The following is a 19703-nucleotide window of genomic DNA, read 5'->3' as shown; positions in this document are numbered from 1 at the left end:
AAACGATTAAACATAAAAAAACGATTAAAAATTAAATAATGAATGTAACTGATTATACCTACTTAATGAACAAACCCGATGCTATTTCAGAAAAGCAGGCGGATGCATTAGGAAGTGTTTTGAATGAATTTCCATATTTTCAAAGTGCGAGAGCATTGCGATTAAAAGGACTTTACAATCAAAATAGCTTTAAGTATAATTATGCACTAAAAGTTACAGCCGCTCATACTACTGACCGTGCTGTTTTATTTGACTTTATAACCTCAGAAACTTTTACTTCAATCCAAAGTGAATATTACGATCAGAAACTAAAAGAACTTTTAGAAATTAAAGTTTATGACAGTGAGGTCGTTTCATTTGAAGAAATCAAAAAAGCAGCTGAAGTTAAAATTGACCCTATCGAACAATCTATTCTCAATTCTATAAGAGAAGCAACAAATGTAACTTTTGAAGAACCGGTTAAAACAATAGACAAACCAATTGAGTTAATTCATGAAGAATCCATTTTAGATTCTTTTAAAGAAGTCACTACACCAACTTTTGAGGAACCTGTAAAAACAGAAGAACCTAAAATTGAAATTGTTACTGAGGAATCTATTTTAGACACCTTTAAAGAAGTAATACCAACAACTTTTGAGGAACCTGCAGAAACAGAAGAACCTAAAATTGAAACTTTTACTGAGCAATCTATCCTGGATACATTTAAAGAAGTAACACCAACTACTTTTGAAGAACCTGCAAAAACAGATGAGAATTCAATTATTGAGCAATCTATTTTAGATACTATCAAAGAAGCGTCAAACCTTACATTCGAAGAACCATCAAAAATTGACGTTCCTAAAACTGACCCAATTCCTGAACAACAACCTATTATAGCTTCTATTAAAGAAACAATGCCTACATTTTTTGAAGAAATAGTCGATGATGAAATTCCAGAAGTACGAGTTGAGCCGATTGAAGAATCGGTATTCATTTCTATTAAAGAAGCAACAAAAGTAGTTTTTGAAGAACCAAAAGCCAAAGAAGAACCCAAAGAAACTGAGGTTCCGCAAATTGTAAAAACTGCTGAAGAAAATCTGGAAATAGGAAAACCACTTGATTTTTCTGTGAACGAAAAGCATTCTTTTCAGGAATGGCTGCAATTATCAAGAACTGAGCCTATTGACCGAAAAGATGAAGTTTCGAATTTAAACCAAATCGAAGAAACAGTCAAAATAGCAATTGAGACTGAAAAAATTGAAGAGGAGAAAAGAAAAAAGGCAGAACTGATTGATAAATTTATTGAAACAAACCCAAAGATCTCACCAATAAAGCAAACTGCGATCACTCCTGCAGTACAATTGGACGCAAATAGCGAAGAGAATTCTTATTTAATGACAGAGACTTTGGCGCGGGTATATTTAGAACAAAAAAAATATACAAAAGCAATACAAGCATATGAAATATTAATTTTGAAATATCCAGAAAAAATTAGTTTCTTTGCAGACCGCATTTCGGATATAAAGATTTTACAACAAAATAACAATAATAATTAAGCAATGAGCACATTTTCAATTTTTTTAGTTTTAATCACAATAGTTTGTTTTCTATTGATCGTAGTAATCATGGTTCAAAACCCTAAAGGAGGCGGATTATCGTCTACAATTAGCGGAACTCAAATGTTAGGCGGAGTACAAAAAACAACAGACTTTTTAGACAAAAGTACCTGGACATTAGCTACTATTTTGATTGCTTTAATCTTGCTTTCAAGCTTAAGCTTTACAGGATCATTAAACGATACAGGATCTAAAATCATTGAAAAAACGGAAGCACCTGCAACAACGCCAGCTACTCCGGCACAACAAACTCCTGCTCCGGCAGCACCTGCAGCAAAATAATAAATTGAATATCGATATGAAATGCCAGCCTGTCAAAGCTGGCATTTTTTTTAAGAAATAATGTCAGTTTTAAGAGCATGGCACAATTTCTGAAAGTTACTAGAGCATTAATAAAACGTATAACTATAATAATATAAAATCATGGCCTTAAACATTAAACCGCTTTCAGATCGCGTACTTATCGAACCTGTTGCAGCTGAAACTAAAACTGCCTCAGGTATTTTTATTCCGGATACTGCCAAAGAAAAACCACAAAAAGGAACTGTAGTTGCAGTAGGAAATGGCTCTAAAGATCATACTATGACCGTAAAAGTTGGTGATACTGTTCTTTATGGTAAATACGCCGGAACTGAATTAAAACTTGAAGGAACTGATTATTTGATCATGCGTGAGGATGATATCCTCGCAATTATCTAAAAAAGTATTAAGCGCTGAGTATCACAAATTAAGTACACAGCAACTTGAAACAAACAAAACATTAAACAAAATTTAAAAAAATGGCAAAAGATATAAAATTTGATATTGAAGCACGTGACGGATTAAAACGTGGTGTTGATGCATTAGCAAATGCTGTAAAAGTAACTCTTGGACCAAAAGGTCGTAACGTAATTATTGGAAAATCATTTGGTGGACCAACAGTTACCAAAGATGGAGTTTCGGTTGCAAAAGAAATCGAATTAAAAGACCCATTAGAAAATATGGGTGCGCAAATGGTAAAAGAAGTTGCTTCTAAAACAAATGATTTAGCAGGTGACGGAACTACAACTGCTACAGTTTTAGCTCAGGCAATCGTAAAAGAAGGTCTTAAAAATGTTGCTGCAGGTGCAAATCCAATGGACTTAAAACGTGGTATCGATAAAGCAGTTGAAGCTATCGTTGCTGACTTAGCAAAACAAGCTAAAGTTGTTGGAAGTGATTCTGACAAAATTAAACAAATTGCTTCTATCTCTGCAAATAATGATGAAGTTATTGGTGAATTAATCGCTACTGCTTTCGCAAAAGTGGGTAAAGAAGGAGTTATTACTGTTGAAGAAGCTAAAGGAACTGATACTTTCGTTGATGTTGTTGAAGGAATGCAGTTTGACAGAGGATACCTTTCTCCTTATTTCGTAACAAACCCAGAGAAAATGGAAGTTGAATTAGACTCTCCATACATCTTATTATACGACAAAAAAGTATCTTCTTTAAAAGAATTACTACCTGTTTTAGAGCCAGTTGCTCAATCAGGAAAACCATTATTAATTATTGCTGAAGATGTTGACGGAGAAGCTCTTTCAACTTTAGTAGTAAACAAATTAAGAGGTGCACTTAAAATTGCTGCTGTAAAAGCTCCAGGTTTTGGAGACAGAAGAAAAGCAATGTTAGAAGATATCGCAATCTTAACTGGCGGAACTGTAATCTCTGAAGAAAGAGGTTATACTCTTGAGAATACAACTATCGAAATGTTAGGAAACGCAAAAAGAGTTTCTATCGATAAAGACAATACAACTATCGTAAGTGGTGCTGGTGAAGCTGATATCATCAAAAACCGTGTAAACCAAATTAAAGGTCAGATGGAAACTACAACATCTGATTATGATAAAGAAAAATTGCAAGAGCGTTTAGCTAAATTAGCTGGTGGTGTTGCAGTTCTTTATGTTGGTGCTGCATCTGAAGTTGAAATGAAAGAGAAAAAAGACAGAGTTGACGATGCTTTACACGCTACACGTGCTGCTGTTGAAGAAGGAATTGTTGCCGGAGGTGGTGTTGCCTTATTAAGAGCAAAAGCTGCATTAGCAGAACTTAAAGCTGACAACGCTGATGAAGCAACTGGAATCCAGATTGTATCTCGTGCTGTTGAGTCTCCATTAAGAACTATTGTTGAAAATGCAGGTCTTGAAGGTTCTGTAGTGGTAGCAAAAGTAGCTGAAGGTTCTGGTGATTTTGGTTACAATGCTAAAACTGATGAATATGTAGACATGCTTAAAGCTGGAATTATCGATCCTAAAAAAGTAACTCGTGTAGCATTAGAAAATGCTGCTTCAGTTTCTGGAATGATCTTAACTACAGAATGTGCATTAATCGATATTAAAGAAGAAAATGCCGGAGGCGGAATGCCAATGGGAGGCGGAATGCCAGGAATGATGTAATCGTTCTTTTCTTAAAACTTAAAAACGCCGGATATTAATCTGGCGTTTTTTTTTGTTTTGTTCGCCACGACTCGAGCGATAGCAACTGGCGAAGCAATTCACGGATTATTTTTTCAAATCTGTGTGTTTATTTATTTACCACAGATTAAAAAGATTACACAGATTATAATCTTTTAATCTGCGTAATTTGTCGATAACGATAACCTCAAAGATTTTAAAAAATAATTCGTGAATTCGTGGCGAACTTTTTATTTAACATTCTCTTTTTCTTTAAAAAATCTGTTATCTCTACCTTTGTCGTTATAATAAATTTAAAAAATGAAAAAGCATTTTACTACTCTCCTGTCTTTAGTTTTTCTTTCCCTTTCTTTTATTTTAAATGCCCAATCTTCCAGCAAAGACAATTATGTTGTTTTAGTTTCTATGGATGGCTTTCGTTGGGATTATCAAAAACAATTTAATCTTCCTAACTTAAAAGAAATCGCAAAAGAAGGGGTTCATGCAAAATCTATGAAACCTTCTTATCCCAGTAAAACTTTTCCAAATCATTATGCTATTGTAACAGGACTTTATCCAGATCATCATGGTATTATCAATAATGTTTTTTATGATGCGCAACTAAATGAATCCTTTTCCTTATCATCGAATGCAAAAAATGATTCACGTTTTTATGGCGGAAACCCAATTTGGAATGTAGCCGAACAACAAGGCGTAAAAACAGCTTCTTTCTTCTGGCCAGGATCAGATCTGGATCAAAGGAGACCGGGTTATTATAAAAATTACGATAATAAAATTCCATACGAAACCAGAATTGATACCGTTTTAAAATGGTTGCAGCTTCCTGAAAAACAACGTCCGCATTTGGTTACTTTATATTTTGATGAACCAGATCATACCGGACATAATTTTGGCCCGCTTTCTCCAGAAAACAAAAAAATGGTCATTAAAATGGATTCTATTATGGGAGAATTATCTGCCAGATTAAATCAGTTACCTATTGGAAAACAAATCAATTTAATCATCGTTTCAGATCACGGAATGGCAGATATCAGCAATGATAAAAAAGTAGCTGTTCTGGATTACCTAAAACCCGAATGGCTTGGCTATAAAGATGTAATCAATCCTATTATGAGTCTTCAGGCAAAACCGGGCTATCAGGATTCGATTGCAAAAGCTTTAAAAAAAGTACCGCATATTAAGTTCTGGAAATCAAGTGAAGTCCCTAAAAGATTGCATTATGGTACTAACCCAAGAGTACATGATTTTGTTATTGAAGCAGACAAAGGATATAGTTTAGTTGCTAAAGAAAGTCAGAACATAAAAGGCGGAACTCATGGTTATGACAACAATGAGAAAGATATGCATGCTATTTTTTACGCAAAAGGCCCTGTTTTTAAAGTCGATAAAACAGTAAAAACATTTCAAAACGTTTCGATTTATCCTTTAATTGCCCATATTTTAGATTTAAAAATCGATGAAGTAGATGGCAAGTTCAGCGAAGTAAAATCAATGCTGAAATAATTGAATTAATGAAATAATATGACAATCAAAAAATGAGATAATTTAGTTGCATTGCTACATTATCTCATTTTCTAATTTAAAAAAGTTATAAAAGTAACTTTTTTCTGAAATTGTAATCGATTTCAAACATAAACATTATGAGTATTTTAACTCTTATGGATAAAGAATGCAATTAAATTTATGAGGTATTTTTAAATGCCTTAAATCTTTGTTTTGTATGAAATCAATCTTAAAGTTTTTCAGCTTTCTTTTTTGCTTCCAGGCCTTCGCTCAAACTCCCAACAATACAGAAAAAATAAAAAATTACATCGAAACCTATTTTCATTACGACAGAGAAAATATCCATGTACAATTTAACAAAGACATTTATATCAACAACGAAGATGTTGCTTTTAAAGGCTATGTATTTAGCAAAAACAAGAATGAACCCAATCTTAGTACGACAAATGTCGAATTAGTCGTTTATGATGATCAGCAGCAAATCATTCAGAAACAACTTCTTTTTGCTGAATTTGGTACTTTTTCAGGCGGGATTCATCTAAATGAAAAATTCAAATCCGGTAGGTACCATTTTCATTTTTACACCAACTGGATGAATAATTTTAAAGAAGATGATTCTTTCAATCAGACCATTAAAATTATTGATAAAAAAGATGGTTATCAGCCTGAAACCAATGAGCCAAACTGGAAAACTGCAGAAATCACTCTGTTTCCTGAAAGCGGTTCTATAGTCGATGATATGCTTAATATGATTGGAGTCAAAATAAAAGATTGCAATAGAAAGGGAATCGAAATCAAAGACGGAATTGTTCTGGACTCTAAATCTAACGAAGTAGCTCACTTTCATACCAACAAAATGGGAAATGGTGTTTTTTATATAAAGGCCAACAAAAACGAAAAATATACTTTAAAAATAGATAGTGCCCCATTAAAAATTTCCAAACCTCTCGATAAAATACTGGAAACAGGAATTATACTGAGTTACAACAACAATCTAACACAGGATAAACTGTTGGTTGTAGTAAAAACAAATGAGAAAGGTATCGAATCCTATCAGAATAAAAAGTTTACGCTGCTTATTCAGCAAGACGGAACTTTTATGAAGCAGGAAATTACTTTTAACGACAAAAAAACGGAACAGGCTTGTTTTTTTGACAAAAAATATTTGTCACCCGGAGTTAATATTATCCGTTTGCTTGACGAAAACCTCAACGAATTAACAGAGCGATTGGTTTATATTGACAATAACACAATTTCTTTAACAACATTAGAAGCCAAAACTACAACAGGAGACAGTATTTCATTATCTGGAAAAACAGAACTTAACAAAGCCCGATTGAGTATTAGTGTACTTCCTGAAAACACCTTATGTATCAATCAAAAAAGATCTTTGCAAGGCACTTTTTACCTCAATGCATATTTAGAACAGCCTGAAACAGACAATTATGATTATTATAATCCTGACAACAAAAACCGTAAACAGGATATGGAGCTTTTAATGCTCAACCAGAATAAAAGCAAGTTCTTGTGGGAAAATATAAAATCTGATCCTCAAAAAATCAATTATGCATTTGAAAAAGGCGTTACCGTAAGCGGAAGAGTTCAAAAAGAAGCCAAATCGAATGTCAAAAACAAAATTGATCTTATTTCTTTAAAAAATAATTTATTCGAACAAGCCACTATCGATTCAGATAATGCTTTTAAGTTTGAGCACTTTTTTGCTCAGGATTCTACAGTACTTGCCCTGCAAATGGTCAATGAAAAAAATACAGCTGTGCTTACCAAAATAGAAGCAAGGGTTTCCAGAGATGAATCCCGTTTTATTTTGGGACCATCAATTGAAAAAGTAAATTGTCCCGCACCTCAAAAGACTGAAAATGTTTTCAAATTTAAAACAACCGAAAAAAATCCGATTGTAGAACTGAATGATGTAACTATAAAAAACGATTATAAAAAAGAAATCCTTGTTCACAAAGACGATATGAGTTCGAGCGCGAGAGCCTTCAAAATAAAGGATGGTAACTACCGAACTGTTTTAAACTTTTTATCCACAAATGGCTATGTAACAGGCGTAAACCCAAACGACAACAATGCCTATATCCGAAACGGCAGGAGTTCTTATCTTGGCGATTCGGCAACCTCTCCTAATGTCTACATCGACAACATCCCGGTTTTTGATTTTAATCAGTTACTCAATCTTACTTTAGACAGTGTAGATGAAATTTATATTGATCAGACCGGCAATTCTGATGTAAGCGCTTCGGGCAACGGAACTATTAAAATTTTCATGAAACAAGGAGTAAAAAAAGATTATTTCACTCCAAAATACAGTCTGATTACGGTAACAAAAGGTTTCACTCAAAACATACATTTTAAAAATGCCAGTTTCGACACTCAAAGCGAATTGGACTATTTTGGAACTTTAAACTGGACTTCTGATTTAATTACAAATGAACAATCAGGATTTCAATTAAAATTTCCAAAAAACAATCAAAAGGAAATTCAGGTATTACTTGAAGGCTTTTCTGAAGATGGAAAACTAATATCCGAAATTAGAAAAATACCCGTTACAAATCTTTAATGAATGATTGATTGAAATTTGATTGTTTTCTAATTAACTAACCACTTTATAAGTAGGATCTTCAATTACATTTACTTTGATTACTGCCTGGGCATTTTTAAGTAATGTGATACAATCCGGGCTTAGATGTTCGAGTTCAATTACTTTATTTAACTGATTGTATTTCTTCGTTAAATTATTCAGTGCTTCAATTGCTGACATATCGGCTATACGGCTTTCTTTAAAATCTATAATCACATGATCAGGATCGTTCTGAACATCAAATTTTTCTATAAAAGCGGCTATTGACCCAAAGAATAAAGGTCCGTAAATTTCATAATGTTTAATCCCTTTTTCATCTGTAAAATGTCGTGCGCGAATGCGTTTGGCACTTTCCCAAGCAAAAACCAAAGCCGAAATAATCACTCCAATCAAAACAGCCAAAGCCAGATTGTGCAATACAATGGTAACAAGAGCTACTAAAATTCCAACAAAAATATCATGTTTGGGCATTTTATTGATGATTCTGAAACTTGCCCATTCAAAGGTTGTAATGGCTACCATCATCATGACGCCAACCAAAGCTGCCATTGGTAACTTACCAATTACAGGCGCTCCAAAAAGTATAATCATTAAAATAGTCAAAGAGGCAATAATTCCCGAAAGTCTGGCTCTTGATCCTGCTGAAAGATTTACTAAAGTCTGGGCAATCATGGGACAGCCTCCCATCCCAAAAAAGAAACCATTTAAGATATTTGAGCTTCCCTGAGCAATACATTCCCGATTACTGTTTCCACGCGTTCCTGTAATCTCGTCAACAAGATTCAGAGTTAACAATCCTTCAGTCAGGCCAACTGCCGCCACAATTACAGAATACGGAAATATTACTTTAAGAGTTTCGAAAGAAAGTGGAATATTAGGGATATGAAAAGGAGGAAATCCGCCCTGAACTGAGGCAATATCCTGAACCGTTTTGGTTTCGATATTAAAAATAAGTACAACTGCAAACACCACCATAATCGCAACCAATGATGCCGGAACTGTCTTTGTAATTTTCGGAAAAAGCAAAACAATACTAATCGTCAGTGCAACCAAACCTAACATAATATACAAAGGTGTTCCCTGCAACCAGGCCGTTTTGCCATTTACAACGGTTTTAAACTGTTCTAATTGCGACATAAAAATAACTACCGCCAAACCGTTTACAAAACCAAACATAACAGGTTGTGGTACTAACCGAATAAATTTACCGAGTTTAAAAAGTCCGATGCAAATTTGCACAACACCGCCAAGTGCGACAGCTGCAAAAACATATTCGATTCCGTGCGATTTCATCAAAGCAATTAAAACAATAACTGTTGCACCTGCTCCGCCGGAAATCATTCCGGGTCTTCCGCCAAAAATCGCTGTAACCAAACCTGCTATAAAAGCAGCGTACAAACCTACCAACGGCGGAAATCCAGCCAGAATAGCAAATGATAACGATTCCGGAATCATTGTCATGGCAACCGTTAAACCGGCTAAAATTTCGTTTTTGTAATTTACTTTTTGTGTAAAATCGAAGAGTTGAAACGCTTTTTTCATAAGTGGCAAAGGTAGAAAATAATGCCCAAAAAGAGCATTAACCTTTTCGTATCTGAGAAAGCTTTAAAGAAAATAGAATTTTAAACTGTAATTCTAAACAAACTGTTCCAGCAGTAAAATAAAAAGTGTAAGGATGAAATTTATCATAACTCAATAAGTATTCTTCAGAAAAAATATTCTCACAAAATTATTTATAAAACAGTATATAAAGTTGCGTATTTATACCTGTTTTATAAAATTAACAACAACTGATTTCTCTGGTATTATTCCAGTATATTACAGGAATATCCGAGACAATTTACATATTCAATAATTTGATTCGATTGCAGATTAGCACCTTCAACACGCAAAATTTTATCACAATCCTCTAAATCAAAATTAATCTGATACGTTGGAAACTCTCTTTTAATTACGGCAATAATATAATTTGTATCCGTTTCTTTTTCAACGTTTGTTTTAAAAACTTCAACCATGATTTTTAATTTTTATTACAATACTACTAAGTCAATACTATGCTAAAACGGATTATACGAAATCCCAATTCTAAAATACCCCTGAGCATCTTCCTTTTGATCATAAATATACTTAGACGTTCGTTCACCCCTTTCTGTTACACGCATACTCAAAACATTACTAACACCTGCCTTAAATAATCCGATTATTTTGGGTGCAAAACGATATTCGTAAGTAATTCCTGATTTTAGCTCTAACTGATTCAGTTCGTAAACTCCTTTTAGCTGGGTATTATTTAAATTAAGATAAAAATTCTCCGAGTTCAGTTCGGTTCCTAACCCTAAACGTCCGTTTTCCAGTAATTCCCTTCTAAACAAAAGTCGTTGTGGTAAAATAAAATCGACATCCCATTTCGAATTTTCAAATTTATGATTGTAGGTAAAAAGTGGTGTAATGGGGATAATAGATGAAGGATCAAGCATCGCCAAAGCTCCAATGGTAATCGTAGTACTGGCAGTTCTTTTCAGGACAATATTTGCCGTAACAAAACCTTTAACACGTTGTACATTATCCTGATTTCCGTCGACAGTTGCCGTTGCATTGTAAATAATCGGTTTATGAAAAAGCGTTGACATATAAGTGGCGCTTAAAGCTGCAGCAAAAAAATGAATTTCTTTGTTTTCTCTTGTGTAAGGCACATCTGAATTTACATTGTAAATATCTCCAAACTCATACGTTTCGTATTTGTAACGCAGCGAACTTGTCAGGACAAAACGTTTGGATTGTGAAGCAAAAAAAGGCAAATTGACTGAGGCTTTCAATCGGTTATGGCTTTCGATTCTGCCTCTTTCAAAACGATTACCAAAAAGCTTCGAGTCAAAATTAGACGGGCCTAATTGTTCGTATTGTACATCTAAAATTCTCGTTGTCGGAAATTTATCTGTTACCTCTTTTACCACCGTTTTTATTGGAGCATCTTTTTCCTGAGCCATTGTTTTTATAGATGCACATATAAATAAGACATAAATGATTTTTGTTTTCATAAACCCGGATATTAAAATTTGTTTTTGGAAGATTAAAATCTGAGGCAAATGTAATGGGCAGGTTCTTATCATAACAGCAGAATTATACCAATGGCGTATCATTTATACCAACGGCGTTCGTATAATTTATGCCTTACAACATACTATAAACTATAATATTAGCCTAATTTTGCCGTTATGAAAATTCTTAAAATTTATCAGAACTTTTTTCTGCGAAACCTCATTGTACACACCTTTCTTATTGCTGTTATTTTGGCTTGTGTCTATGACGAGATAAAGCTCGACGGTCACGATTGGCCTTATATTATGAGCAAAGTTGCTGTTGGATATTTCCCTTGTATTATCTGGGTTACGATCTTTAATCTTTTTATAATCAAGCCTTTCTTATTTAGAAAAAAGTTTAAACTGTTTACAGCTCTTTTTATAATCTATTGGACTTCTTTCTACTTTTTTATGAATTGGTTTTTCCCGTTGGTTGGCCTGGGAAATTTTAAAACGCTCCAAATCTTATCGCTTATTATTAATGGAACATTTTTTTATTTTATTCATGTCGTGATCACTAAAAAAATCATGGATACAGATAAGGATATTATAAATTTCAAATCAGAGCTTTCATTTTTAAAACAACAGCTTAATCCGCATTTTTTATTGAATGCGATGAATAATTTGTACGGAGAATCATTGTCTGATCCAGATAAATTGCCGGACAGAATTCTGAATCTTTCAGACATGCTGCGCTACCAGATTGAAGCCACAAAAAAAGATTATGTTTTACTGGAAGAAGAAATTGCTTTTATCAAAAAATACATCGAATATTATACGTTCCAGAACGAACGTCTGGATGTTACACAGCATTTTGAAGGCGATTTTGACAATATCGATATTCCGCCTTTATTCTTTTTACCTTTGGTAGAAAATGCCGTTAAATTCTCTGCCGAAACTGCTAAACCTTTTGTTATTTTATATGTAAAAGTAAAACACAACCAACTGACTTTTGCTGTAAAGAATAACTATCTGGAATCTGGTTCGCGGCTTTCGAGCACGGGAATTGGAATCGAAAATCTAAAAAGGCGTCTTGAAGTCTACGGTTTACGACATGAACTGAGCTGTAAAAAAGAAAAAAATACTTTTATCGTAAAATTAAAAATATGGCACTTACCTACCGCTGTCTTATCATAGATGATGAATCGCCGGCGCACAAAGCTTTGGCATCGCATATTTCGAAGTTTGACGATCTGGAGCATTCCGGAAGTGCTTTTAGTGGTATGGAAGCCGTAAAAATGCTCAACGAAAACACTTACGATATTATTTTTCTGGATATTAATATGCCTGTAATTTCCGGTGTCGAATTGATGGAATTACAACCTAAAAGACCGCTTACTATTGTTACCACTGCCTACTCTGATTTTGCACTTTCGGCTTTCCAAAATGATGCTATAGATTATTTACTCAAACCTATTTCGTTCGAAAAATTCTCGAAAGCAATCGAAAAAGCCAAGATTTATTTCTCAGGGAATAATGTCAAAAGAGAAAACGCTGCAATCGAAAAAACATTCTCATATCGTGCCAACGGTCAAATGTTTGACACGCCCTTAAGCGATATTCTCTACATCGAAAGTCTGGGCAATTACATGAAATTGTACAGCAAAAAACTAAAAACACCTATTATTATTTATGGCTCTCTCTCGAGCATTGCTACAGAAATTGACCATACAAACTTCCTGCAAGTTCATCGCTCTTATATTGTAAACACCCGGGAAATTACAGCTGTAACATTTAAATCGCTTACCATGTCTAATGCAGAAGTTATTCCTGTGGGAAGGAAGTATCAGATTTTACTAAACAATTTGGTAATTAGATAATTTTAGAAGGATCAACTTAATAATTTGGACTTTATATCATTTTGATCAAACAAAATGTCTGCTAAATATAAAGATACAATGCCCCAAGAGTACTTATTTTATTACGATAACCGCTATTAGTTAGATTAGTGTGACCCTTAAAAAAGGCTGAAAGCCCAAAAGCAATAGCGTAGTGCAATGCACTACGAAATAAATTAATGATGAATATCGCCCTGAAAGGGCAAAAGCAAATACACAACCTATAATAAAACTTTACTTTGAGATTAGGCTTTCGCCATTTCAGGGCTAAAACAATAATTGGTTTATTCATGGCGCTTCACACCATGTTATTGCTAATGCTCTTTCAGAGCAGATTCTGAACCATTTATGATTGCAATTTTGCGGGATGTTTATTTTAGAATTTTAATACTATTATAAAAAGAAAAGTCTAGCTCTTTGAATAAGTATAAATTAAAAAGCCAAATTATGAAAAGTGAAAACTTTGATCATTTTTATTTTGCATAAGTTCTCCATATTCTTAACTCTCCTAAACAAATTTGGTTATTTTTAAGCCGTTCAAATCAAACCCCAAAACTTAAACCAATCATTAATGGACGGATTAAAAGCATTTTCATTTTTCTTAGCTTCTTTTGTATTCGTTGTCGCCATCGCATTAGCCGGACAAACGCTGACTTTTTATTTTAAGAATCAGGAAATGTTTCAAAACCCAAAAGAATACTCCAAAGAATATGTTTTAATTGATTCTACTTATAATAGAAGAGTAGGATCGAAAAACCCAAGATATCTTACGTATGGTTTGTCTAAAACATTCGACAACTATAAAACCACTTTTGATCTGAATCTACCTGACGGAAGTGCCCTTATCGAAAATGATATTATTGTTGAACCCATTCAGGATCCATTAAACGAATCTATCTTTCACTATTATGCCTGGGTAAATAAACAAAAGAAAATAGGTTACATCGCCAATGAACATGAAGAATCAATTCAGGACAATTGGATTTTTTTAGATCAAATTCTGTATATCAAACTCAATATAGGTATGTTTATTTTTTCGATTGTGGTCTTTATATGGCTGAAAGTATATAAGGTTTTTCAAAAATAAACTGTAGGAGTAAGATACGACTCTTTAAACAAAAAACTCAAAACTTCATGTCTGTGTATCTTCCTGACAAACATAAAATCTATTTCTCTTAAATTTCATCCCAAAAAAAGACTCTTAAAAATGATTTTTCTTACATAAATAATTATCTTCGCAAAGCCACTAATCTTTATAAATAATTGTAGAAAAAATGAGTTTTTTTAAATTTCTATTCGGAAAATCAAAGATAGAATGCCCCAGATGCCTTGGGAAAAAATTTGTTGACTGGGAAGATATAATACGCCTAAACAATCAATTAAAATGGACACCGGGTCCATGTGCGTATTGCAATGCTACAGGAAAAGTTACTGAAGAAACGTTAGCCAAAGTAGCAGTAAACAATGTCTACTTAACATTTGATCTACCAGAATCTGAAATGGAAAAAATAAAAAATGGTGATCCTGAAATGTTAGAGAAAACCAGACTACATGAACTTTTTGTAGACAACCTAATCAAATATGCCGAGCATCACTACATTACCCAAAACATGGATGCCCAAAGTATCGCCGATTTATATCTGAGCACAGAAGACGAATCAGCTCCATTTTCTGTCGAAAGAAAAAACCTCATTAGTTATATCGAAAAAATAATCGAACTAAAAAAAGCAGAACGAAATTAACCTTATACTTTATCAAGAATAATAAAAACAAAACCTCTCAGAACCTTTGTATTTTAGAATCTGAAAAGAAAAACAGGTATAAATACGGGGTGCCAGAACTTTTAATAGTAGTATTATTGCCGTGAATAATTTTTTACTTTAGAATTTAGTTTTCCGCATGGAAAATTGTTAATGATGCTACATTTTTTTTGGAACCAATTAAGTGGGATTTTAATCTATAAAATGATTAAAATCCCATTTTTTGTTTTACAATAAAGGTTTTTAGAACCTCTCTTATTCATAATCTGCAAATGAATTAATTTGTACCTTTGGGCCTTTGCAATTATTTGCCTGTAAACACCACAAAAAATTAAAGCCCAAATCGTTATGATCCGAGAACATTATATTCCCTTCAATAAGGAATTCTTACTCGAGCAACAATTAAGTTCTTTTGCACAAAATTCAGAAAAAGTCGATGATTTTAAAAAGCTATTTGATATTGTTGAACATTATTTTCATTACGAAGCTTTTAATCTCAACCGCAGTCTCAAACAGAACTATGCTTTATTTGATCCTGATTTAAGCGAGAAAGAACGCAGGAGTTTTATTGGCAAAAGCGATTTTTCGGTTTTTAAAGAAACCTTACTTACGGTTTTAGAGCAAGGAAATTATTCTCGTATTGATCAGGAAACTTTAGACAAAGCTTTCACTGAATCTGATTTAATTGGTTTAGATCTTTCTATCGATTTTAATGCTTTTAAAGACTACGAATTGTATGTTCGCGGGCACCACAAAGCCAAAGAGAAAATCAAAAAATACATTTTCTGGAAAAAAGAAATTGAGATCGAATATTACGATCGTGTTCTGATTTATTTGCATTACAGCGAAGCCGATTACATTAAAGAAAACAAAGTCAAATTAGGCAAAATGCCTATTGAGCCCGGATCTGTAGCCTTAAAAATTTTTAAGCGTGTTCCTAAAAACGATCTCGAAACAATATTTCCAAATGCAATCCCGAGAATGTCTACGAGAGACAAATTATTCTTTTGGGTTCCGGGAATTGGTGGCGGAATTTCGTTATTGAGTACAACGGTGATTCCGGCTCTGATTGGTATGTATGCAGCATATCAGTCCGGAGAAGCTATTGATTTACTAAACAGTAAAGCGTCTTTAAATCAGGGCTTAATTGCGCTTGGTGTACTGTCATTGTACTTGTTTCGCCAATACAGCAACTTTGCCAATAAAAAGATCAAATATTCTAAAATCCTTTCGGACAGTTTGTACTTTAAAAACCTCGGAAACAACAGCGGTGCTTTTTATTCACTCTTAAATTCCTCTGAAGAAGAAGTTCTTAAAGAAACTATTTTGGCCTATACTTTTTTATATAAAAGCGAAAATCCGTTAACGGCAGACGAGCTTGATGCCCAAATTGAATCCTGGTTTGCTACAAAACTTCATACTCATCTTGATTTTGATGTTCAGGATGCTTTACTGAAACTGGAAAGTATTGGACTTGGTATGGAAACAAACGGTAAATGGAACGTTATTCCGCTAAACAAAGCGCTCATCAAAATTGATGAATTATGGGATAATGTTTTTGAGTATAATCAAGCTCAGGTTTAAAACTATTTTCTAAAATAGAACAGTCATTACGATAAGTGCTATAAATGAAGTAAATACTGTAAGGATGATCAACGAACCAAAAATCAAAGCAATCTTTTCTTTTTTGGTTTGGGCATAACCATTTAACTTATAATAATCATAAGGTTCAACTTTTCTGATGGCTGCGTTTGTATCATATTCTCTGTTTCCCAACACTATATATACTGACATTGGCAAAGCTTTTTCTATTTCTTCTGGCTTCATAATCTGACATTTAAAAAGATTATTTTAATTCTTCAAAAATAAAAAAGACAAGTATATCCTATTGCCTCAGAAAGTTATAAGAATATCAAAATAGGACATACTCTCAATTTATTGAGTTTATACTCTAAATTAAAAAATAAAGCCCTAAAATTAATTGAGGTAAAATAGTACCTTTACATCTCAATTGGGTTAAATTACTTTTAGCCTGATTCTGATTTTTACTTCTATATTAATTTTGACTTTTATATAACATCTCTTGAAATCATTTAATACTTTAGAAAAACATCCTGAAAACTCTACTTACAAATGTGCTTGCTGCGGACAGGTTTATGAACAAATGCCTTTATGTTTTGGCTCAGGAGTTCCTGAATATTATTTTGCAATTCCACCCGAAGAAAGAGAAAACAGAATTCAGCTCGATGAGAGTTTATGTGTTATTGATGAGAAATATTTTTTTCATCGTGGCAGATTAACAATTCCAATAACTGATTATCCTGAAGATTTAGTATTTAATGTCTGGACTTCTGTAAGTGAAGAAAATTTCTACCTGCGGATAGATTTATGGGAAGATCCGAACAGAATAAATCAGGAACCTTATTTTGGCTGGCTGCAGACTCGCGTACCTGCTTATGGTGAAACTTTATCAATAAAAACAGTTGCGGTTGAGCAAGGCATGGGATTAATTCCTGAGATAAAAATGATCGAAGAAAACCATCCTTTAACGATCGATCAGGAAAAAGGAATAACTTTTGAGAAAGCTGTTGCTATTGTAAATGAAATAATGAAAATACAACACGGTAAAAGCTAAAAGAAATTTTATTAGATTTACGCTAACTAACCTTAAAACCAAAAAGATGAGAACATTAGAACAATGGTTTGCAGAATATGCCGTAAGTCACCAAAACCCAAGAAATAAGGCTATACATTACATTTGTGTTCCGGCAATTTACTTTTCCATAGTCGGTTTATTAATGAGTATTCCGAGTGGTATTATTGCCAATACTTTAAAACTAAACCTCCCTATTATCGAAAATTGGGCTTTTATTGTTTTGCTTTTTGTGTTAGTTTTCTACATTCGGTTGTCTGTTGCCATGGCGGTTAAAATCGCTATTTTCTCAGCCATTTGTCTTGTTGTTAACTATTATATTGCTCAACTTTTCCCGTTATGGATATTTTCTATTGGTGTTTTTGTTATTGCCTGGATTGGACAATTCTACGGACATAATATAGAAGGCAAGAAACCTTCATTCTTAAAAGATCTTCAGTTTTTATTAATTGGTCCGGCCTGGGTGGTTGAGAATTTGTTTTCGAAGAAATAAGATTATCATGAAAGCAGATAAAACCAGCAGAACTGCCCAATATATGGCTTTATTCCGAGCCTTAGAGACAAGATTACAGGCAAAAGACCGATTGTTTTCTGATCCTTATGCGATACATTTTCTGGATGCTAAACTGAGAATTGCCACCCGCCTTTCGCGATATACATTTGTTAGGAAATATATCGAGAATACCATTCAACAAAAGGTTCCGGGCGCTTTTTCTTCAGGAATTGCCCGAACAAAATATATTGACGAATTGCTTCATAAAGCAATTTCAAGTGGAGTAAAACAAGTAATTATTTTAGGCGCCGGATTTGATACGAGAGGACTTCGTCTTGATTTTCTACGATCTGTTCCGGTAATCGAAATTGATCATCCCAATACTTCAAATTTTAAAATTCAAACCTATAAAAATCGTCTTGGAAAAATTCCTGATAATATTCAGTTCCTTCAAATCGATTTCAACAAACAGGATCTTGATCAGTTAGCAACTCAGCACAAGATAGATTTTAGCTTGCCTACCGCTGTAATCTGGGAAGGTGTTACCAACTATTTAACTGCAGCCGCTGTAAAAAGTACATTTTCTTTTATCTCAAAATTTGCAAAAGGTTCTCATGTTATTTTTACTTATGTACACAAAGACATTCTCGAAAACCCAAAATCATTTTTAGGTGGCGAAAAGTTACTAAAAGATCTTAATGAGCTTGAAGAACAATGGACATTTGGTTTTACACCAGACGAATTATCCAATTATCTCAATCAATTTGATATTAAATTAATTGAAGATTTAGGTGCAGATCAATACCGTGAAAAATATTTACCCAACCGAACCGAAAATGGTTATGAATTTTACAGAACAGCTATTGGAGTAAAACAATAATCCTATCTTTATTCATTGTTAATCAACAGTATGTATCATGAAGACAGATTCAAACAATGAGGTTACATTAGAAACTTACGATATCTTTACTTACAGAAGAATCAGACGTGCTATTGGTTATTTAGGTATAAGTCTTCCTATACTTTTAGTGGGTTTGTCTTTGATTTCTTTTTTTGAAACTTCTGTACAGTATTCGATCAGTGATTATTATTACACTAATCTTAGGGAAGTTTTTACCGGAACTTTGTGTGCAGTAGGTTTGTTTTTAATTTGTTATAAAGGTTATGGAAATGCTTCGATCTTAAAGAATGATAATGTATTAACTAATATTGCCGGAATCATGGCCATAGGAGTTGTTTTGTTCCCAACGAATCCGGATGATTTCAAAGCTAAAATTTATACGTTGATTCCATCTGTCCAAAAATGGCCCGGATATCTTCATTATGGTTTTGCGGCACTCTTTTTCCTGATATTAGCTTTATTGGCGATTAATGTTTTTACCATTGGTCAGAAAAACAAAACCGCTATTTCTAAGAGTATGCTGAATGAAAATAATATTTACAGAATTTGCGGATACTCAATTTTGGTTTTCGTTGTAATGGTTCCTATTGCTGCAAAATTAGAATGGTTTTCTTATTCGACTTTGGTTTTTGAATCCCTTTCGCTTTTTGCATTCGGAATCGCGTGGCTTATAAAAGGACGCGCTTTGGGCGATCAGGGCAAAATTGGGCAAAAATTATATCAGGAAAATAATCTGGTAGATACCGAAAAAAGAATTGAAAAATAACATCTGGTTATTACATTAAAGCATAAAACACTTGGTTCAATTACCATACTTCATCTGTTAATTTTAAACTTTGCATTCATCAA

General features: G+C 33.5%; 19 protein-coding genes. 15 read left to right on the top strand and 4 right to left on the bottom strand.

Going from position 1 to position 19703, the window contains the following annotated elements; translation table 11 throughout:
- The first annotated feature begins 38 nt into the window (after nt 1-38).
- The 6 genes from A4F88_RS25685 to A4F88_RS18765 all read left to right on the top strand — a co-directional run bounded on the left by A4F88_RS25685 (nt 39) and on the right by A4F88_RS18765 (nt 8108).
- Entirely contained in the window at nt 39-1535 is a 1497-nt protein-coding gene (locus tag A4F88_RS25685; protein ID WP_068844296.1) for a tetratricopeptide repeat protein, read from the top strand.
- Between the two features lie 3 nt (nt 1536-1538).
- Nucleotides 1539-1877 carry a preprotein translocase subunit SecG gene (secG, locus tag A4F88_RS18785; protein ID WP_068844294.1) on the top strand — a complete coding sequence of 113 codons (339 nt, stop codon included), beginning with the start codon at nt 1539-1541 and terminating at the stop codon, nt 1875-1877.
- Between the two features lie 141 nt (nt 1878-2018).
- The gene (locus A4F88_RS18780; protein WP_012023920.1) at nt 2019-2294 is read left to right on the top strand and encodes a co-chaperone GroES; all 276 of its coding nucleotides are present in this window, start codon (nt 2019-2021) and stop codon (nt 2292-2294) included.
- Between the two features lie 80 nt (nt 2295-2374).
- Nucleotides 2375-4006 (top strand): chaperonin GroEL, encoded by a 1632-nt coding sequence (gene groL, locus A4F88_RS18775; RefSeq protein ID WP_068844292.1) that lies wholly within the window; start codon nt 2375-2377, stop codon nt 4004-4006.
- Between the two features lie 318 nt (nt 4007-4324).
- Nucleotides 4325-5527, top strand: coding sequence for an alkaline phosphatase family protein (locus A4F88_RS18770; protein WP_068844290.1), 1203 nt, complete (start codon nt 4325-4327; stop codon nt 5525-5527).
- Between the two features lie 217 nt (nt 5528-5744).
- Nucleotides 5745-8108 (top strand): hypothetical protein, encoded by a 2364-nt coding sequence (locus A4F88_RS18765; protein WP_068844288.1) that lies wholly within the window; start codon nt 5745-5747, stop codon nt 8106-8108.
- Nucleotides 8109-8141: 33 nt separating this feature from the next.
- Here A4F88_RS18765 and A4F88_RS18760 read toward each other — a convergent pair whose 3' ends face one another.
- The 3 genes from A4F88_RS18760 to A4F88_RS18750 all read right to left on the bottom strand — a co-directional run bounded on the left by A4F88_RS18760 (nt 8142) and on the right by A4F88_RS18750 (nt 11167).
- On the bottom strand, nt 8142-9671 hold the full coding sequence (locus A4F88_RS18760) for a SulP family inorganic anion transporter (RefSeq protein ID WP_068844286.1): 1530 nt from the start codon (nt 9669-9671) through the stop codon (nt 8142-8144).
- 263 nt (nt 9672-9934) lie between these two features.
- Nucleotides 9935-10144, bottom strand: a complete 210-nt coding sequence (locus A4F88_RS18755) for a hypothetical protein (protein ID WP_068844284.1) — start codon at nt 10142-10144, stop codon at nt 9935-9937.
- Nucleotides 10145-10186: 42 nt separating this feature from the next.
- Nucleotides 10187-11167, bottom strand: coding sequence for a hypothetical protein (locus tag A4F88_RS18750; RefSeq protein ID WP_068844283.1), 981 nt, complete (start codon nt 11165-11167; stop codon nt 10187-10189).
- A 177-nt stretch (nt 11168-11344) separates the two neighbouring features.
- On the opposite strand from A4F88_RS18750, the gene A4F88_RS18745 reads away from it, so the two are divergent.
- From A4F88_RS18745 to A4F88_RS18725, 5 genes are all read left to right on the top strand, one after another.
- Nucleotides 11345-12346 (top strand): sensor histidine kinase, encoded by a 1002-nt coding sequence (locus A4F88_RS18745; protein ID WP_068844282.1) that lies wholly within the window; start codon nt 11345-11347, stop codon nt 12344-12346.
- Nucleotides 12316-13029 (top strand): LytR/AlgR family response regulator transcription factor, encoded by a 714-nt coding sequence (locus A4F88_RS18740; RefSeq protein ID WP_068844280.1) that lies wholly within the window; start codon nt 12316-12318, stop codon nt 13027-13029. The genes A4F88_RS18745 and A4F88_RS18740 overlap by 31 nt, the downstream gene beginning before the upstream one ends.
- Nucleotides 13030-13618: 589 nt before the next feature.
- Nucleotides 13619-14134 carry a hypothetical protein gene (locus A4F88_RS18735; RefSeq protein ID WP_068844278.1) on the top strand — a complete coding sequence of 172 codons (516 nt, stop codon included), beginning with the start codon at nt 13619-13621 and terminating at the stop codon, nt 14132-14134.
- 187 nt (nt 14135-14321) lie between these two features.
- Nucleotides 14322-14789, top strand: coding sequence for a hypothetical protein (locus A4F88_RS18730; protein WP_068844275.1), 468 nt, complete (start codon nt 14322-14324; stop codon nt 14787-14789).
- Between the two features lie 366 nt (nt 14790-15155).
- Nucleotides 15156-16391 carry a TMEM143 family protein gene (locus A4F88_RS18725; RefSeq protein ID WP_068844273.1) on the top strand — a complete coding sequence of 412 codons (1236 nt, stop codon included), beginning with the start codon at nt 15156-15158 and terminating at the stop codon, nt 16389-16391.
- 9 nt (nt 16392-16400) lie between these two features.
- On the opposite strand, the gene A4F88_RS18720 is transcribed toward A4F88_RS18725, so the two are convergent.
- Nucleotides 16401-16634, bottom strand: a complete 234-nt coding sequence (locus A4F88_RS18720; RefSeq protein WP_068844271.1) for a hypothetical protein — start codon at nt 16632-16634, stop codon at nt 16401-16403.
- Between the two features lie 256 nt (nt 16635-16890).
- On the opposite strand from A4F88_RS18720, the gene A4F88_RS18715 reads away from it, so the two are divergent.
- Genes A4F88_RS18715 through A4F88_RS18700 form a run of 4 tightly spaced genes read left to right on the top strand, consistent with a single transcriptional unit; the run spans nt 16891 to nt 19620 of the window.
- Nucleotides 16891-17442: a DUF2199 domain-containing protein gene (locus A4F88_RS18715; RefSeq protein ID WP_082815807.1), complete on the top strand. Its 552-nt coding sequence runs from the start codon at nt 16891-16893 to the stop codon at nt 17440-17442.
- Nucleotides 17443-17488: 46 nt separating this feature from the next.
- On the top strand, nt 17489-17953 hold the full coding sequence (locus A4F88_RS18710; RefSeq protein WP_068844269.1) for an Mpo1 family 2-hydroxy fatty acid dioxygenase: 465 nt from the start codon (nt 17489-17491) through the stop codon (nt 17951-17953).
- Between the two features lie 7 nt (nt 17954-17960).
- Nucleotides 17961-18833, top strand: a complete 873-nt coding sequence (locus A4F88_RS18705; RefSeq protein WP_068844267.1) for a class I SAM-dependent methyltransferase — start codon at nt 17961-17963, stop codon at nt 18831-18833.
- Nucleotides 18834-18870: 37 nt separating this feature from the next.
- Nucleotides 18871-19620 (top strand): hypothetical protein, encoded by a 750-nt coding sequence (locus A4F88_RS18700; protein ID WP_068844266.1) that lies wholly within the window; start codon nt 18871-18873, stop codon nt 19618-19620.
- Nucleotides 19621-19703: the final 83 nt, after the last annotated feature.

Origin of the sequence: Flavobacterium chilense (assembly GCF_001602525.1) — a bacterium.
In the GTDB taxonomy this organism is placed as follows: Bacteria; Bacteroidota; Bacteroidia; order Flavobacteriales; family Flavobacteriaceae; genus Flavobacterium; species Flavobacterium chilense.
This window is presented reverse-complemented; position numbering and strand designations above follow the sequence as displayed.

Bases quoted from the DNA above. Each gene is read 5' to 3' on its own strand.
- A4F88_RS25685 (WP_068844296.1), top strand. From the start codon at position 39: ATGAATGTAACTGATTATACCTACTTAATGAACAAACCCGATGCTATT.
- secG (WP_068844294.1), top strand. From the start codon at position 1,539: ATGAGCACATTTTCAATTTTTTTAGTTTTAATCACAATAGTTTGTTTT.
- A4F88_RS18780 (WP_012023920.1), top strand. From the start codon at position 2,019: ATGGCCTTAAACATTAAACCGCTTTCAGATCGCGTACTTATCGAACCT.
- groL (WP_068844292.1), top strand. From the start codon at position 2,375: ATGGCAAAAGATATAAAATTTGATATTGAAGCACGTGACGGATTAAAA.
- A4F88_RS18770 (WP_068844290.1), top strand. From the start codon at position 4,325: ATGAAAAAGCATTTTACTACTCTCCTGTCTTTAGTTTTTCTTTCCCTT.
- A4F88_RS18765 (WP_068844288.1), top strand. From the start codon at position 5,745: ATGAAATCAATCTTAAAGTTTTTCAGCTTTCTTTTTTGCTTCCAGGCC.
- A4F88_RS18760 (WP_068844286.1), bottom strand. From the start codon at position 9,671: ATGAAAAAAGCGTTTCAACTCTTCGATTTTACACAAAAAGTAAATTAC.
- A4F88_RS18755 (WP_068844284.1), bottom strand. From the start codon at position 10,144: ATGGTTGAAGTTTTTAAAACAAACGTTGAAAAAGAAACGGATACAAAT.
- A4F88_RS18750 (WP_068844283.1), bottom strand. From the start codon at position 11,167: ATGAAAACAAAAATCATTTATGTCTTATTTATATGTGCATCTATAAAA.
- A4F88_RS18745 (WP_068844282.1), top strand. From the start codon at position 11,345: ATGAAAATTCTTAAAATTTATCAGAACTTTTTTCTGCGAAACCTCATT.
- A4F88_RS18740 (WP_068844280.1), top strand. From the start codon at position 12,316: ATGGCACTTACCTACCGCTGTCTTATCATAGATGATGAATCGCCGGCG.
- A4F88_RS18735 (WP_068844278.1), top strand. From the start codon at position 13,619: ATGGACGGATTAAAAGCATTTTCATTTTTCTTAGCTTCTTTTGTATTC.
- A4F88_RS18730 (WP_068844275.1), top strand. From the start codon at position 14,322: ATGAGTTTTTTTAAATTTCTATTCGGAAAATCAAAGATAGAATGCCCC.
- A4F88_RS18725 (WP_068844273.1), top strand. From the start codon at position 15,156: ATGATCCGAGAACATTATATTCCCTTCAATAAGGAATTCTTACTCGAG.
- A4F88_RS18720 (WP_068844271.1), bottom strand. From the start codon at position 16,634: ATGAAGCCAGAAGAAATAGAAAAAGCTTTGCCAATGTCAGTATATATA.
- A4F88_RS18710 (WP_068844269.1), top strand. From the start codon at position 17,489: ATGAGAACATTAGAACAATGGTTTGCAGAATATGCCGTAAGTCACCAA.
- A4F88_RS18705 (WP_068844267.1), top strand. From the start codon at position 17,961: ATGAAAGCAGATAAAACCAGCAGAACTGCCCAATATATGGCTTTATTC.
- A4F88_RS18700 (WP_068844266.1), top strand. From the start codon at position 18,871: ATGAAGACAGATTCAAACAATGAGGTTACATTAGAAACTTACGATATC.